Origin of the sequence: Erwinia rhapontici (assembly GCF_020683125.1) — a bacterium.
Taxonomy (GTDB): domain Bacteria; phylum Pseudomonadota; class Gammaproteobacteria; order Enterobacterales; family Enterobacteriaceae; genus Erwinia; species Erwinia rhapontici.
The window spans coordinates 668,201-683,959 of the sequence record NZ_CP085627.1; the positions used below are offsets into that span (position 1 = coordinate 668,201).

13 protein-coding genes are annotated in these 15,759 nt (G+C 53.9%); 10 read left to right on the top strand and 3 right to left on the bottom strand.

Annotated features, from left to right (window positions below):
* Window positions 1-24: 24 nt before the first annotated feature.
* Complete coding sequence (locus LJN55_RS03055) at window positions 25-363, top strand: helix-turn-helix domain-containing protein (protein WP_133843907.1); 339 nt, start codon at window positions 25-27, stop codon at window positions 361-363.
* Window positions 364-430: 67 nt separating this feature from the next.
* Here the strand turns inward: LJN55_RS03055 and ampH are convergent, their stop codons facing one another.
* Together ampH and opgB are read right to left on the bottom strand one after the other, a co-directional pair.
* Window positions 431-1,606 (bottom strand): D-alanyl-D-alanine-carboxypeptidase/endopeptidase AmpH, encoded by a 1,176-nt coding sequence (gene ampH, locus LJN55_RS03060; RefSeq protein ID WP_133843905.1) that lies wholly within the window; start codon window positions 1,604-1,606, stop codon window positions 431-433.
* 93 nt (window positions 1,607-1,699) lie between these two features.
* A complete protein-coding gene (gene opgB, locus LJN55_RS03065) occupies window positions 1,700-3,994 on the bottom strand; it encodes a phosphatidylglycerol--membrane-oligosaccharide glycerophosphotransferase (protein ID WP_212815832.1) in 2,295 nt (764 codons plus the stop codon).
* Window positions 3,995-4,723: 729 nt separating this feature from the next.
* Here opgB and LJN55_RS03070 point away from each other — a divergent pair.
* The 4 genes from LJN55_RS03070 (at window position 4,724) to araC (ending at window position 10,244) form a co-directional block, all read left to right on the top strand.
* A complete protein-coding gene (locus LJN55_RS03070) occupies window positions 4,724-5,875 on the top strand; it encodes a porin (RefSeq protein ID WP_159337346.1) in 1,152 nt (383 codons plus the stop codon).
* A gap of 210 nt (window positions 5,876-6,085) precedes the next feature.
* Complete coding sequence (locus tag LJN55_RS03075; protein ID WP_227535649.1) at window positions 6,086-7,321, top strand: oligosaccharide MFS transporter; 1,236 nt, start codon at window positions 6,086-6,088, stop codon at window positions 7,319-7,321.
* Window positions 7,322-7,331: 10 nt separating this feature from the next.
* Complete coding sequence (locus LJN55_RS03080; RefSeq protein WP_159337347.1) at window positions 7,332-9,338, top strand: beta-galactosidase; 2,007 nt, start codon at window positions 7,332-7,334, stop codon at window positions 9,336-9,338.
* 33 nt (window positions 9,339-9,371) lie between these two features.
* A complete protein-coding gene (gene araC / locus LJN55_RS03085; protein ID WP_167863416.1) occupies window positions 9,372-10,244 on the top strand; it encodes an arabinose operon transcriptional regulator AraC in 873 nt (290 codons plus the stop codon).
* Window positions 10,245-10,250: 6 nt separating this feature from the next.
* Here the strand turns inward: araC and LJN55_RS03090 are convergent, their stop codons facing one another.
* The gene (locus LJN55_RS03090) at window positions 10,251-10,640 is read right to left on the bottom strand and encodes a tautomerase family protein (protein WP_133843894.1); all 390 of its coding nucleotides are present in this window, start codon (window positions 10,638-10,640) and stop codon (window positions 10,251-10,253) included.
* A gap of 150 nt (window positions 10,641-10,790) precedes the next feature.
* On the opposite strand from LJN55_RS03090, the gene LJN55_RS03095 reads away from it, so the two are divergent.
* The 5 genes from LJN55_RS03095 (at window position 10,791) to mug (ending at window position 15,759) form a co-directional block, all read left to right on the top strand.
* Window positions 10,791-11,711, top strand: a complete 921-nt coding sequence (locus tag LJN55_RS03095; protein ID WP_133843892.1) for a LysR family transcriptional regulator — start codon at window positions 10,791-10,793, stop codon at window positions 11,709-11,711.
* 126 nt (window positions 11,712-11,837) lie between these two features.
* Entirely contained in the window at window positions 11,838-13,382 is a 1,545-nt protein-coding gene (locus LJN55_RS03100; protein WP_133843890.1) for a methyl-accepting chemotaxis protein, read from the top strand.
* A gap of 160 nt (window positions 13,383-13,542) precedes the next feature.
* Window positions 13,543-14,004 (top strand): heme-degrading domain-containing protein, encoded by a 462-nt coding sequence (locus tag LJN55_RS03105; RefSeq protein ID WP_227535650.1) that lies wholly within the window; start codon window positions 13,543-13,545, stop codon window positions 14,002-14,004.
* A gap of 145 nt (window positions 14,005-14,149) precedes the next feature.
* The gene (locus tag LJN55_RS03110; protein WP_227535651.1) at window positions 14,150-15,184 is read left to right on the top strand and encodes a tartrate dehydrogenase; all 1,035 of its coding nucleotides are present in this window, start codon (window positions 14,150-14,152) and stop codon (window positions 15,182-15,184) included.
* Between the two features lie 56 nt (window positions 15,185-15,240).
* A complete protein-coding gene (gene mug, locus LJN55_RS03115; protein WP_133843884.1) occupies window positions 15,241-15,759 on the top strand; it encodes a G/U mismatch-specific DNA glycosylase in 519 nt (172 codons plus the stop codon).

Below are 15,759 nucleotides of genomic sequence, written 5' to 3' on the forward strand. Positions count from 1 at the left end.
GTTGGCTTACAAGCAGAGGAAGGCATGAAGAAAAAAACTGATATGCACCCCGCCGATATCATCGCGGCGATCAAGAAACGGCAGACATCGCTGGCGGAGTTATCCCGCAAGGTAGGATTATGTTCGGGAACACTGGCTAATGCCCTGAAAAGGCCCTGGCCAAAAGGGGAGTTCATTATTGCCGCTGCACTGGGAATCCATCCGTCGGAGATCTGGCCCAGTCGGTATTACGATAAACGTGGGCAACTGCTGGCGCGTGAACAGTTGTTGAGAACCCCCAGACGGCATCATGTGACGCCGTTGCAGGTCGAGGAACACAGTCAGCCTCAGTCAGTACCTGGGGATGAGCTCAGACAGGATTAAACGTCTCGCAAATTGCAGATGTCCCGCGACAGGCGCTGGCGTAACAGCGTCTGTCGCAGGGAAGGGATCAGTTAGCCATAATGCTGGCGGCCAGCTGGGCACTGCCAGAGGTGTTGCCAATCAGTTCGGTCAGCAGGTTGTTTACGCCGTCACTCATCGGTGTAAAACGGGTCTCCGGTGAGCGGGCGACCACGATAAATACCCCGACACTGTACTGCGGCACCATCGCCATATAGGTGATGAAACCGCCGCCGCCGCCGGTTTTTTCAATAATGCCAGGGCGGCCGTCACGCGGTGCCATATACACCCAACCCATTCCCAGTGCATCGGCGCGGCCCGGTACATCCATCCCATCGACTTTGGTTAACTGGCTGCGCTGATAAATCATAGTTTGCAGACGGTCTGCCTGTGGGCTGCGGCTGTGAACATCAGAGGCGAGGAACTGCTGCATCCAACGGCCCATATCATCCGGTGTGGAGTAAACGCCGCCGCTGCCGATGGCTGCCAGCGAGTTATTGCACGGGCTTGGGCTTTTGGCCGGGATCATCAGACGGCCACATTGCTCAGGAGAAGGCGTAAAGGTGGTGTCTTTCATCCCCAGGGGACGGGTGACTTTTTCCTGCAATAGCGCAGGATAGGGTTTGCCCCCGGCGCGGGCCAGCGCATCACCCAGCAGGTCAAAGCCGAGGTTAGAGTAACCTGCCCGTTCACCCGGCGCCCATTTAAGCTGTGCGGTGCGCAGCCAGTTCCAGCGCTGACTGTTGGTCGGCCAGGTAAACACAGCGCGATTCGCTTTGCCGCCGGGTTGCTCACGCGGTAAGGCGCTGGTGTGGGTCGCCAGGTTGATCAGGCGAATCGGCTGGCCGTTAAAGCTGGGCACCTTGCTGCCAGGCGGGGCGAATTTACTCAGAGGATCGTTAAGCTGAAGCCGGCCTTCTTCGGCCAGTTTGACCATCACTTCGCTGGTCATCAGCTTGCTGAGCGAGGCAATGCGCACCAGTGAATCTTTTTGCGGTCGTTGCGCACTGCCGGGGCGTGTGACTCCGCGGCTGACAAAAATTCGCTGGTTGGCATCAATCGCCACCATTGCCATACCGCTGGCTTTGGTGTTGTAGAAAATATTGTCGGCGTAGCGTTCGACCGTCTGCGACGCCAGCAGCGGATCGGGCTTGGGTTGTGCCTGGCTTTGCAGTGGCAGCGCCAGCGCAGGGAGCAGCAGAAAAGCATAAAGCGATGATTTCAAAGGGCGTGCATCCCTGTCAGTAAATGGATAACGCTTTATAGTAGATTTTCTGATTTTATCTGCAAGTTTTTCCTGTGGAGAAAACGTGCCCTGTCAGGGCTGCGGGGTAACCCGCAGACTGACAAGGCCAACGCCCAGTTTTCGGGCCGCAAAGCCATCAATAACACCCACGCTGGACTCCACCGGCGCGGGAGGTGTGATCACAATGTCGCGTACCTTCCCGGGATTGCTGACCTGAAGCGTCAGCGTGCTATCCTGCTCGCCAAAAGTGACCTGTTGTTGCCACTCACCTACCTTGACGGTGATCGGCCGCAGGGCATTCTCGCCAAAGGCACGCGCGGTCAGCGTCAGCGTAAAGTCGGCAGGTAACGGCTCCAGATACTGCACGGTAATCTGTGGCAGCAGATTGGCATCGGACCAGCGGCCCCAGGGCTCAACGTAGGAGAGACCCGACACTTTCTGTACCTGCTGTGGCAGGCCAGGCAGGTTAAACAGGATGCTGTCAGAACGATACTTGAGGTCGACATCAGCAATCTGTAATTGCGTGACGCTGCGCTGATATTGTTCATCACTCGATACGGTTTTCGCCGGGAAGGTAATCTTGCCGAGCGTACCGCCCGCCTGAACCTCTGAGATCGTCGGGGACGTATTCAGCGTACCGTTCGCCACACACAGGCCGCTGTGCATCGCCAGCTTCTCATCCCACACGCTGCCGATCTTGTAGCAGCGATCAATCCAGACAAACTTTTCATCAGGCGCGAATTTTGCCAGTTGCTGCTTCAGTGGCGTGGCAAGCCAGGTATCGAACTTCGGTTCAATTTTGCCGGGCATCACGGAGAGCAACAGCGGTAGCTTGAAATGTGAGCCGGAGAAACTAAAGGTATTTTTCTCCGTATCGACTTTGTAATCAGAGATCGTTTTCGGGAAGTTCCACAGCTGGATCACGTCCGGCTTCCACTGATTAATTTTCTCTTTGATATTGAGATAAGTGGTGGAAAGTGAGGTTGACGACAGGCTGCTGCGGCCCAGGCCGATAAAGTTATCGCCGCCCATGGCATCCAGCACCGTGGCACCGTTATCCAGCGTGCTGCGCTTAACGTTGATGATCCGGCTGCTGACATCATCACCGCGCAGCATAAAGAACAGATCGCGGCGGTCGTGCTGATTCAGGTATTTAAACGCCGTGTTGTTCATTGCCAGATGATCGGAGCTGACGACAATAATGGTGTTTTTAAAGTACGGTGTGGCACGGATTTTCGCGATAAGTTTTGCGATATGCTCCTGACCGCAGGCCACGGCGGCGAAGGATTTGTTCTCTTTACCTTCAAACGGATACGACTTGCGCTGGCAGCTGCGTGAGATAAATCCATCGGGATGATGAGTATCCACGGTCAGGGCAAACAGCGAGAACGGCTGGTTTTTTTGCGCCAGTTCGAGGTATTTCTCAAACACGATGTCGAGCACGGTATCGTCGTACCAGCCCCAGTCATTACGGTATTTCGGGTCTTTGACCACGCCTGAAAGCTCTTTAAAGCCATACATATGGTCGAAGCCGTGGGACGACAGGAACAGATCTTTTCCGGCAAAACTCAGGCTGGCACCCTGGTAAAAATAGTTCTGATAGCCAGAGGACTTCAGAATGTCACCCAGGCAGATGTTTTGCGGGTAGAAGCTGGACAGTGAACTGGAGGCGTTGCCGTCAAACGGCGCAAACAGCGGGATGCCGCACTGCGAAGCCACCATACCGGCAATGGTGTATTCGGTGCCGGGAAGCTGTTCGGTGTTGCTGAAGTCCACCGCGCTGTTTTTGATATCAGACAGCTCCGGGGCGAGTTTCGGGAACGCGTTTTCATCAAAGTAGGTGCGCTCCAGGCTCTCCGCGTAGATATAGACCAGGTTCGGACGCTCGCCGCGCAGGGTTTTTCCCGGCACTTTGTAGTGGGCGTCAAAATCCGACTCCCCTTTGCTGACCTGTGACTTTATTAATGCAGTCACTTGTTGATACGCCGGTGTGGTTTTTATCGATGCCAGCGCCAGCAACAGTGCCAGCGCACTATAAAGTTGACTGTAATTGTGGCTTTTTCGCAGTCGTAATACCCAGGATAATAATAAAAACACCAGGAATAAACTTATTAATAGCCCGACTGCCGGCAGAATATACTTCTGTAATCCGGCACCGCTCAGGCTGCTGGTAATCGTATAAATCACCGCGTCATTAATGCCTTCACCGGTAAAATAGTTACTGGCAAACAGGGACGCATTAAGAATGATATAGATGCCGAGCAGAGCCAGCACCGCAGAAAACCACAGCTTATGACGTCCCGCCTTCCATGCGTAGAGAGAAGCTGATGCAGTAAAAAAGAGTAGCGATAACCATTCTGAAACCATGAGATCGATTTTTACCCTGTCTGTGACGCAATCCTTGTCAGGTGCCTGCGAAGTGATGAATCAAAAATGTAACGAATTAATTTAACGCAACAAATTATCCCTGGCAACATTCAAGGTGGACAGGAAAATGTGAGGTTACAGGGGGTTGGATCACTGTGGTTTAGCCTTTGTTTAAGTTAATGTGGCGAAATCCGAATAATTGATAAGCAGGGCGTGCAGACGGATCGACTGATGTGTGAGGGCGACATACGCGGCGAGACAAGGTGGCTGCGGGTCAGGCGGGCTCAGGGTTGCCTGTTACGGTGAAACGAGGGGGCGTGAAAATTAATAGTGTTAACCTTTTCCCCGTCGGGGAAATAATTAGAAAAATCAGATTTGGCTCACACATTCCGGCCACTGCCTGGAAGCTTCTTCGATTGTCTGGCCGGATTCCCGCTCAGAAAACGGGTGCCGCCGCAGCGTAAAACGGCCTGTGCAGAGAAAGAATGACGAGAAAAGATGTTTTCTGTATTCCCTGCATCAATCAGATATATCTACCTATTTTATAAAAATAACAAAAATAAAGCACAATATGATTAATTATATGACTAAAGTTACCCTTTGAAATGTTTGCTTAATTTATTTTCGGCGTAAACAGCACAAAACAGTACAGCAGATGAGTCTTTTTCAATTCGGTTCAGGCTACTATTTTTGTGCTATTTATTTGACTATATTACGCAGGAATAAAAAATGTTAACAAAGATGCGCATTTTAACTCAGGCCATTGGTCTGGGGCTGATTGTCGGCAGTGCTTCATTTGCTGCCCAGGCTGAGATTACCGTACTGAAGCAGGACCCTCAGGCCGGTGACCCCTTAAGCCGTCTGAATTTTACCGTGGGCGGCAGCATTCGTCCTCAGTTCAATAATATGACCGGCGATGGTGATAAAGGTTCCTATAAAAGAAATGGTTTTGATGGCGGTACCCGTTTCCGCTTCGCCGCTGATTATTATCTGTTTGATGACATTAGCTGGATCAGTTATTACGAACTGGGTGTCAATATTCCGGCGCTGGTTGGTTGGGATAATCATCATGCCGAGGGGGCAAATAATACCTCGCGCCGTATGTTATATACCGGCCTGAAAAGTAATACCTGGGGCCAGTTGACCTTCGGCCAGCAGAATAGCGTTTATTACGATGTGGTGGGGGCCAAAACTGATATCTGGGATTACGACATGGTAGGCCAGGCACCGGGTAACGGCATTAACGGCGATTACGACGGTTCTTACCGCTCACGCAAAATGCTGAAATATAAAAACACCTTTGGCGATGCCGATGTCTATGCCTCTTACCTGTTCTCTGACAGCGACTATCTGCCAGGCAACGGCCTGCGTTACAAGCGTGAAGGCGGTGGCTCACTGGGTGTGGATTACCACATCACCAAAGACCTGACGTGGGGCACCGCGTGGAACTACACCCGTGCCGAAATGCGCAATCCGGGCAACAGTGATGAGAAGACGTACGATCAGAACATCGTAGGTACTGCGCTGAGCTGGCAGCCGGATAACTGGACCTTCACCGTCGGTGGCGGCTGGTACGATAACTTCCTCACCACCAAAAAAGCCGATGTGAATAACTACTTCTCGGGTAACGCGTGGGGGGTGGAATACCTCGCCGGTTATACCGTGCCGGTCGGCGCTTATGGCCTGAAGTCTGTGATGCCGTACGTGATGGGCGACCGTCTGCAGTATGTCACCGGGCGTGATTACCAGCGCATTGATAACGGCGTGGGGGTGACCTTTAAACTGGATTACGGTTTCCGTGTTGATTATGAACACGTGTTTACCTCCAGCACCGACGATCTGGGTGATATGAACCTGGTCCGTCTGCGTTACGACTTCTAAGTCTTTACTGGCGCTCTGGCATTAGCCGGGGCGTCAGTGTGCTTTCCCACGCGTTTTTCCTCTCCCCGGCGTGAGTTACCTCACAAACCTTTCGGTAGCAGCAGATTTTTCTATGTTGCCAGCGTGTCACTCCTGCTTTGTCGAATTAATTGGCGTTAAGTTAGCGCATCTCATAACGGTAATCAGGCCGTCATATGGAAGAGGTGCATCATGTTTAAGATTGAAAAAAATTATTTGATGTGTTGCCTGTTTTTTTTGTTTTTCTTTATTGGCTGGGGCAGTTGTTATCCGTATCTTTCATTGTGGCTGACCGATACCATCGGTATTGATTATGCAGATGTGGGGCTGGTTTATTCCTTTACCGCTATTGTTTCTGTCTGCGTACAACCCCTGTTTGGTTTTGTTGCCGATCGTCTGGTATTTCGTAAGCATCTGATGTGGATGCTGGCGATCATTATTACGACTTTTGCTCCTTACTGGATTTGGGTCTTTGCTCCACTGTTAAAATATAATGTCATCCTCGGTGCATTTGCCGGGGGTGTGTATATCGGCCTGGCATTTGGTGCGGGCTGTGGGGTATGCGAAGCCTATATTGATAAAGTCAGCCGTATGACCGGCTTTGAGTTTGGCCGCGCCCGGATGTTTGGCGGAATTGGTGCTGCGATTGGGACGTTCCTGGCGGGCGAACTGTACGGGATTAACCAGGATTATATTTTCTGGATGGCCAGCGCAGGGGGGATTGCCCTGATGCTGATTGTCTGGAAAACCGATCCGAAGGTGGCTGCCGTTGCCAGCGCTGCTGTCGCCCCCCGCACACCGGTGACGTTGCAGGATGTTCGTAACCTGCTAAAACTGCGTAAGTTCTGGTTTTTCTGCCTCTATATGGTGGGCGTGGGCGCCGTGTATGAGACCTACGACCAGCAGTTTGCCATCTACTACAGCCATTTTTTCTCGTCTAAAGCGCGCGGCGCTGAAGTATTTGGCTATCTGTACACCGCGCAGATATTTCTCGATGCCGTGGTGATGTTCTTTGCGCCCTGGTTCGTCAATAAAATAGGCCCTAAAAATGCACTGATTTACTGTGGTCTGATTATGAGTCTGCGTATTATTGGTTCCGCTTATGCTGTCGGACCGGTATCCATTAGCGCAGTGAAAATGCTGCATGGTTTCGAAAGTTCGGTATTTTTGGTCGCGGGATTAAAATATATCATCGCCAACTTTAATCCCTGGTTATCTGCCACGGTTTATCTGATTGGGTTCCAGTTCTCTAAACGCTTCAGTGAAATTTTCCTCTCCAGCGGTATTGGTCATATGTACAAAAATATGGGCTTTGCTGATAGCTATATCATTCTTGGCAGCGTTGCACTGGTGTTTACCGCTATTTCATTCTTCACGCTGGAAGGCACGCGTTTGTTTGCCCGCCGCAATCATATTATTACTGAATAAGGGGGAGAAAATGTCTCAACTCTATTACGGAGTGGCTTACTACGACGAATATATGCCGGAGGAGCGGCTGGAAAAAGATATCGCCATGATGCTTGATGCCGGAATCAATGTGGTGCGTATCGCGGAATCGACATGGAGTACGCTGGAGCCGCAGGAAGGGGAGTACAACTTCAGGCATATTGATCGCGTGCTGGATGCCATGCAGCACGCAGGCATCCATGTGATTATCGGCACCCCGACTTACGCCATTCCTGCCTGGCTGGCGAAAAAACACCCGGAGGTGATGGTTACCACGGTTTCCGGGCAGCAGAAGTATGGTCGTCGCCAGATTATGGATATTGTCAGCCCGGTTTTTCTGAGTTACGCCGAAAACATCATCCGTGTGCTGCTGGACCATGTGCAGCACCATCCGGCGATTATTGGCTACCAGCTGGATAACGAAACCAAACACTACGATAACGTCGGGCCGGAGATGCGGCAGCAGTTTATTCACAGCCTGCAACGGCGTTACCCCGATATCCGTCAGATGAATGTCGACTTTGGGCTGGACTACTGGAGTAATCGCATTGATAACTGGCAGGATTTCCCGCCACCAGAGAGTACGATCAATGCCAGCCTGGGCAGTGCCTTTGCTGCGTTCCAGCGTCAGAAAGTGACCGATTATCTCGCCTGGCAAAGCCGGATTGTCGCCGAATATAAGCAGCCAGAGCAGTTTATCACTCATAACTTTGATTTTGAGTGGCGCGGTTACTCGTACGGTATCCAGCCACGTGTGGATCATTTTGCTGCGGCCGAAGCACTCACGATTGCCGGGGTGGATATCTACCATCCCTCCCAGCAACAGCTGACCGGGCGGGAGATTGCCTTTGGTGGGGATGTGACGCGCGGGCTAAAGCAGGGGGCAAATTATCTGGTGCTGGAAACCCAGGCGCAGGGCTTCGCCCAGTGGACGCCGTATCCCGGCCAGCTGCGTTTGCAGGCCTTCAGCCATATTGCCTCCGGGGCCAAAATGGTGTCGTACTGGCACTGGCATTCGATCCATAATTCGTTTGAGACATACTGGAAAGGGCTGTTAAGTCATGATTTTTCAGCAAATCCCACCTATCTTGAAGCTAAAACGATTGGCGCTGATTTTGCCCGTCTGTCCGCCACGCTGGATTCCCTGCGCTGTGAAAACGATGTGGCGATTTTAGTCAGCAATACCGCGATGGAAGCCTTTAACTGGTTTAAGCCGGGAGATGCGCAGACCAATGTCTATAACGATATTTTCCGCCGTTTCTATGATGCACTCTACGACGCGAATATTGGCGTGGACATTATCAACGATGTTGATGTGGAGAGCGCACGCTACCGGGTGATTGTGGTGCCTGCGTTGTATGCTGCCGATGATGCGCTGTTGATGCGAATTAACCGCTATATTGAGGCGGGCGGTCAGGCCTTAATTGGTTTCAAAAGTGGCTTCAGCGATCAGCATGTTAAAGTGCGGACAGAGCGTCAGCCCGGGATTCTTAACCAGAGCTGCCGCGTCAGCTACAGCCAGTTCGCCCTGCCACAGCAGGTGACACTGAACAGCTGTTCCGATCTGCAACTGGATCAGGATGAGCCGGTAGAGCTGTGGATGGAGCTGTTGACACCGGATAACGATCCGCGTGTGCAGGTACTGGCGCGCTATCAGCATCCGGCGTGGGGTGACTATGCGGCGATCACCGAAGCCGACTATGGTGCGGGCAGGGCGATCTATCTGGGCTTCCTTGCGGGGCAATCCCTGATTGCCCGCCTGGTCCAGCGGTTGAGTGGTGAAACAGTCGGGTATACGTTCCCACTGATTACCCGTAAAACGATCAATAAAGCGGGTAACCCGCTGATGTTCTGTTTTAATTATTCAGCGACGGCGATACGCTTTAGTCTGCCTCAGGCGGCAGAGGACGTGCTTCACGGAGGTCGTGTGAACGCGGGAACCGAGGTTTGCCTCGATCCCTGGGGCGTGCATATTTATCAATTTACGCCGGGAGACTGAGGCAGTGGGGTAACCGGTGAACAGAGCAGAATTATGGAACTCAATCAGCAGGATATGGTGAATGACTCACCCTTGATGAAAAGTTTTACCTTCAGCGCCTGGCTGGTGGCCGGTTTTACCCCCATTTCACGTGGCAGCAAACTGGATTACTACATTAATCGTCCGGAGGGCATGAAGGGCTATATCCTGCATCTGACCCTGCGCGGTGAGGGACGCATTCGGGCCGGATGCCGCGATATTGCCAGCCGGGAGAACGATCTTTTCCTGTTTCCTCCCGGCGTGGCGCATCATTATGGCCGCGCCGAACATCATGAACATTGGGATCATCTGTGGATCTACTTTCTGCCACGGCCATACTGGCTTGACTGGTTGCGCTGGGATCAGGTGATCAATGGCATCGGCATCACCTCCCTGCCACTCGGTCAGCCGAGTGAACAGGCGCAGCGACTGTTCCTTGAAGTGATTCAGCAGAATGGCCGTAGTGGTTTGCTGGCGGAAGCACTGGCGATGAATGCCCTGGAACGCTTGATTATTGACTGTTTTCAGCGGCAACCGCTGTGCAGCCATCAGACCATTGAGCCGCGTATTAGTACGCTGTGCCAGTATCTTAACGACCACCTGGCTGAGGATCTGACCATTGAGCAACTGGCCCGTCAGGTCTTTCTTTCACCGTCGCGCGTCGCCCATCTGTTTAAACGTGAAATGAAGATGACGATCTTTGCCTGGCGTGAACAACAAAGGGTCATCCGCGCCAGTAATCTTTTGCAGTCGACCCATCTCAGTATTGCCCAGGTGGCCCTGACGGTGGGATATGACGATGCGCTCTATTTTTCCCGCATCTTTCGTCAGCATGTTGGTGTCAGCCCGCGAGAGTATAAAAAACGCTACGAGCTGCTGCCAGTCTGACGTGCCTTACAGCGCACCCGTCAAATATTGTGCCTCGCCGTTTCCGAAGCTCCAGTCACCTTTGTCATTGGTCATAAAGGTGATCATCACGTCCGAAGGCAGAATGCCGCAGCTCTCTTTCAACTCCCGGCACAGCTCAGCCATAAAGAACTGTTTTTGCTCGCTGCTGCGTGGGCTGGTAAAAACCCGCACCATTACCAGATTATCGGTACGCTGAAGCCCGAGGCCGGTATCCTCAAATACCATCTGATAACCTTTGTTTTCGTGAACAATCTGGTAGCGATCGCGCTCGGGGACGTTAAAGGCCGCCAGGACTGCACGGTGCGCAGCATCCAGCAGTGTTTTCAGCTCTGATTCTGAACGACCCTGAATGACATCAAATTGCAGTAACGGCATGGAAACCTCGACATTGTTAGTGAATTCATTGCTGAAAATGGGCTGACGGCGGTGACTCCGCGTCGGTCTCTGGAAACCAATTTACCCGCAATCTCCGTTGGGAAAAACCGCTATACTTGAATTGATTATTTACTATAGTGAACAATAACCATGAAAGAGCTGAAGACCGATGCGTTATGGAATCACCTGCACTGGCTGACGGTGCTGGCCGAGCAGGGCAGTTTTACCGCGGCGGCTGAACGGCTGGAAGTGAGCAAGGCGGCGATGTCGCAGAAGATCAAAGAGCTGGAGCAGCTGGCCGGGGTGCCGCTGGTGACGCGCACCACGCGCAGCGTAAGACTGACCAGTGCCGGAGAGAAACTGGTGGACGATCTGCGTGCGCCGTTTGCCCAGATTGAACAGAGCTTTTTCAGCGTGCGCGATTCTGCCGGCCCCCTGCGCGGGCTGGTGCGGGTGACGGCGCCCGTGGCGTTTGCGCGCCAGCAGCTGGTGCCGCATATCACCGCGTTTCTGCGCGAGCATCCCCAGGTGCGTGTGCAGCTGGAGGTGTCCGACCGCCTGGTGTCGCTGGCAAGTGAGGGGTTTGATCTCGCCATCCGCCACAGTAACAGCCTGCCGGAAACCCATGTGGCGCTGCCGCTGTGCCACACTCACGCCGTCGTGGTGGCATCACCGGCGTACCTTGCCCGTTACGGTCATCCTGCCAGTCCGCAGGCGCTGAGTGACCATCTGTGCCTCTACTATCCACGCGGGGTGGAACCGCCGCGCTGGAGTTTCCAGCCGCTGACGGGCGGTGAGCGTATCGCGGTGAATGTCAGCGGGCCGTTTGCCACCAATAACAGTGAATCGATCCGCGATGCTGCCCTTGAAGGCCTGGGGATTGCGCTGCTGCCGGACTTCAGTGCTCAAGCGGCGCTAAAGGATGGCTCTTTGGTGCAATTACTGCCCCAGTGGCAGGCCGTGGGTGCCTTTGCCGATATGCTGTATGTGGTACGCCCATGGTCAGCACAGGTCCCGCGCGCGGTTAGCGGATTTATCCACTGGTTGCGTGAAGCGTTTGCCCGTCCGTGAAATGATGCGACAGTTGTGTGCTGTCGCACAAATCAGATGAAAATTGTTAAAGCTTTAGTTACATCCTGCCGACAACCCCTCCTTAAATACCTGCAAAATTCATACAACCATAACAAGGTCGTTATAATGCACACCCACCAGCCCGTGACTCAGCAGGAATACCTGCTCGACGACGATACCACCCTGATGACCACCACCGATGCCGCTAGCTATATCACCTACGCCAACAGCGCGTTTATTGAGGTGAGTGGCTATGACCGCAGTGAAATCGACGGCCAGCCCCATAACCTCGTTCGTCACCCTGATATGCCACAAGCCGCATTTGCCGATATGTGGGCCACCCTGAAACAGGGACTGCCCTGGACCGGACTGGTGAAGAACCGACGTAAAAACGGTGACCATTACTGGGTGCGTGCCAATGTGGTGCCGGTGATCCGCAACGGTGAAATTCAGGGGCATATGTCTGTGCGCATTAAGCCTTCAGCGGAAGAGGTGCGCGCGGCTGAGGCGCTGTATCAGAAAATGAATCAGGGGCGGATGAAGGGCTGGCGTTTGCATCGTGGGCTGTTGGTGCGTACGGGCTGGCTGAGCGGGCTGACGCTACTGAAAACGATGTCACTGCGCTGGCGCATCCGCGGTGCGGTGCTGGCATTGTGGCTGCCGCTGGTGGCTGCAGCGTTTGTGTCGGGATTAAGCGGGGCCGCGCTGGGCGGATTTACCCTGTTCTCAGCGTTAATGGCGCTGCTGGTGGATACCTGGCTGCAACGTCAGATTGCCCGGCCACTGGCCGCCGTATGTCGTCAGGCGCTGAATGTGGCGACCGGGGCCAACCCGCATGTTAACCACCTCGATCGGGTGGATGAGATTGGCACCACGCTACGCGCGGTCGGCCAGTTGGGGCTGATGTTCCGCTGGTTATTAAACGACGTCAGCGATCAGGTGCTGGATGTTCACCGGGCCAGCGATGAACTGGCACGCGGTAATGACAAAATCAGCAGCCACACCGAGCAGACGGCGGCCAGCGTCCAGCAGACGGCCAGCACCATGAATCAGATGACCAGCACGGTGCAGCGCAACGGCGAGAGCACCGAGCAGGCGAATCAGTTCTCACGTACCGCCAGCAGTGCCGCCGTCAAAGGCGGTGAAGTGATGCAAAATGTGGTGGTGACGATGGACGAAATCGCCGAGAGTTCACGGCAGATTGCCACCATTACCGGCCTGATCGACAGCATTGCTTTCCAGACCAACATTCTGGCGTTGAATGCGGCAGTGGAAGCAGCGCGCGCCGGTGAGCAGGGCAAAGGCTTTGCCGTGGTGGCAGGCGAAGTGCGAAATCTTGCTCAGCGTAGCGCCGGTGCTGCCAGCGAGATACGCCACCTGATTGCCGCCAGTAACCTGAAAGTACAATCCGGTGCCGGACAGGTGCATGAAGCCGGGAAAGCCATTGGGGATATCGTCGAAAAAGTGCAGAACGTCACTGAACTGTTGCAGCAGATTAGCGTTGCCACCGCCGAGCAAGGGACCGGGCTGGGTGAAGTGGGCCAGGCGGTAGAAGCACTCGATCGCCTGACGCATGATAACAGCGCGCTGGTCAGTGAAGGTGCGCTTGCCGCACAACGCATGAAGCATCAGGCCGAGCGTCTGGTTGAAGCCGTCAGCGTCTTTCGCTGATACCGACAACGGGTCGCCTGCGGCCCGTTGTTACTCTCAGTTGCATCCCAATTTTTGATCTCCCTCCCAAATAAAATTTTTATTTCCTTTTTTGATTTAATGAAAAGTTAATGTCATTTACCCTGCAAGGCAGATTGATTACCCTTTGCCGGAGAGACCCATGTCAGCGATTCCCAGCCTTGAAATCCTGCTAGAGCAGGAAGCGACCGTACGCGTCAATCAGTTTGATTTCGATAGCGCATGGAAAATTGGCAGCCTGCTGCGTGAACGTGCCGTAGCGGAAAAGATGCCGGTTGCGATTGAAGTGTATGCCTTTGGTCAGGTGCTGTTCAGTACCGCACTCAGTGGTTCAAGCTCGGAGAACCTGGAATGGATCGCCCGTAAGCGCCACACCGTACTGCGCAATGCACACTCTTCACTCTACGCTCAGGAGCTGAATAAAGCCCAGGGGACGCCGATGTCTGAGATGAAATTCCTCGATCAACAGCGTTATACCGACAGCGGTGGCAGCTTCCCACTGTTGCTGGGGAACGGGGGAGTGATTGGCGCGGTGACCGTCAGCGGGCTGCCTTCTCATGAAGATCATGCGCTGGCCATCTGGGCGATTCAGCAGGTGATGTAATTTCTCTGCCCTGTAAAATGCCGCACAGGCTCAGCCTGCGTATTCGGCAGCATCTGCCGCCGGGCGACCCGAAAAAAGCAGCACAATTTAGCCACCTGGGCGAAGATGTCATTCTGATGGTTATCTTATTAATCCAAGGAGAGTCATGAAAAGCTATCAAGTGGCCGTGATCCCCGGTGACGGTATTGGCGTGGATGTAACGAAAGCTGCCTGGCAGGTGCTGGAACATAGCGCAGGCCGATTTGATTTTGCCCTGAGCGGCGAGTGGTTTCCGTGGTCCTGTGAGTACTACCTTGAGCACGGTGAAATGATGCCGAAGAATGGCATTGAAACGCTGAGCCAGTTTGATGCTGTCTTGCTGGGCGCGGTAGGCTGGCCAGAGAAAGTGGCAGACAATGTGTCACTGCATGGCCTGCTGCTGCCCATCCGCAAACAGTTTGATCTCTATGCTAACGTCCGCCCGCACCGCCTGCTGGCGGGGGTGGAAGGCCCACTGCGTAAGAGTGAGTTTGATATTCTCTGCATCCGTGAAAACACGGAAGGTGAGTACAGCGGGGCTGGCGGGCGCATTCATCAGGGGACACCTGCCGAAGTGGCGGTGGAAACTTCTATCTTTACCCGACGGGGTGTGGAGCGAATTCTGCGCTTTGGTTTTGAGATGGCGCAAAAACGCAGCAAGCGCCTCGCATCCGTGACCAAATCGAACGCACAGAAATACACCATGGTGATGTGGGATGAAGTCACCGAAGAGATTGCCCGTGATTACCCGGATGTGACGGTGAATCGTTATCATATTGATGCGATTGCGGCGCGTATGGTGATGAACCCGGAAACGCTTGATGTGATTGTGGCTTCTAATCTGTTTGGCGATATTTTGACTGACCTGGGTGCAGCCATTCAGGGCGGGCTGGGGTATGCGGCTTCTGCGAACCTGAATCCCGATCCCACGGTGCCATCGATGTTTGAACCGGTGCACGGTTCTGCGCCCGATATTGCCGGGCAGGGGATTGCGAATCCGATCGCGGCGATCTGGTCGGTGGCGATGATGCTGGAACATCTGGGGGAGACGGCTGCTGCCGATGCTATTCTCCGTGCCGTTGAGCAGGTTACCGCGCAGCAGCACGTAAATGGTGTGATGAAAACCGAAGCGATCACTGCGGCTGTGATCGCGGCGATTTAAGGTCTGTGTGGGCTTCCGCGTTTGCGGAGGCCTGTTTTATAAGGAGGAATCTCACCATGGAAGCACACGGCATTAGCGATATTATTCAGCCCGGCCTGCGGGTGCTGTTTTGTGGCATCAATCCGGGCAAGTCATCCGCGCATACTGGCTATCATTTTGCTCATCCGGGTAACCGCTTCTGGAAAACCCTTTTTCAGGCCCGATTCACCTGGACGCAGCTTCGTCCTGAGCAGGAACAGCAACTGCTGGAAACGCGCTGTGGCATCACCATGCTGGTTGAACGGCCCACCGTGCTGGCCAGTGAGCTGGCAGGCAGTGAGTTACGGAGTGGCGGGCAGGCGCTGGTGGACAAGGTTGAACGCTTTCAACCCGCGGCGCTGGCGGTACTGGGCAAGCAGGCTTATCAGCAGGCGTTTCGTCACAGTAAGGTGGAGTGGGGCCGCCAACCGCTGATGCTGGGTGAGACGGAGGTCTGGGTGTTACCCAACCCCAGTGGGCTGAATCGCGCTTCACAGGAAGAGATGACCGCGGCTTATGCGGAGCTGGACAGGGCATTGAAATTACGCGGCTTGTAG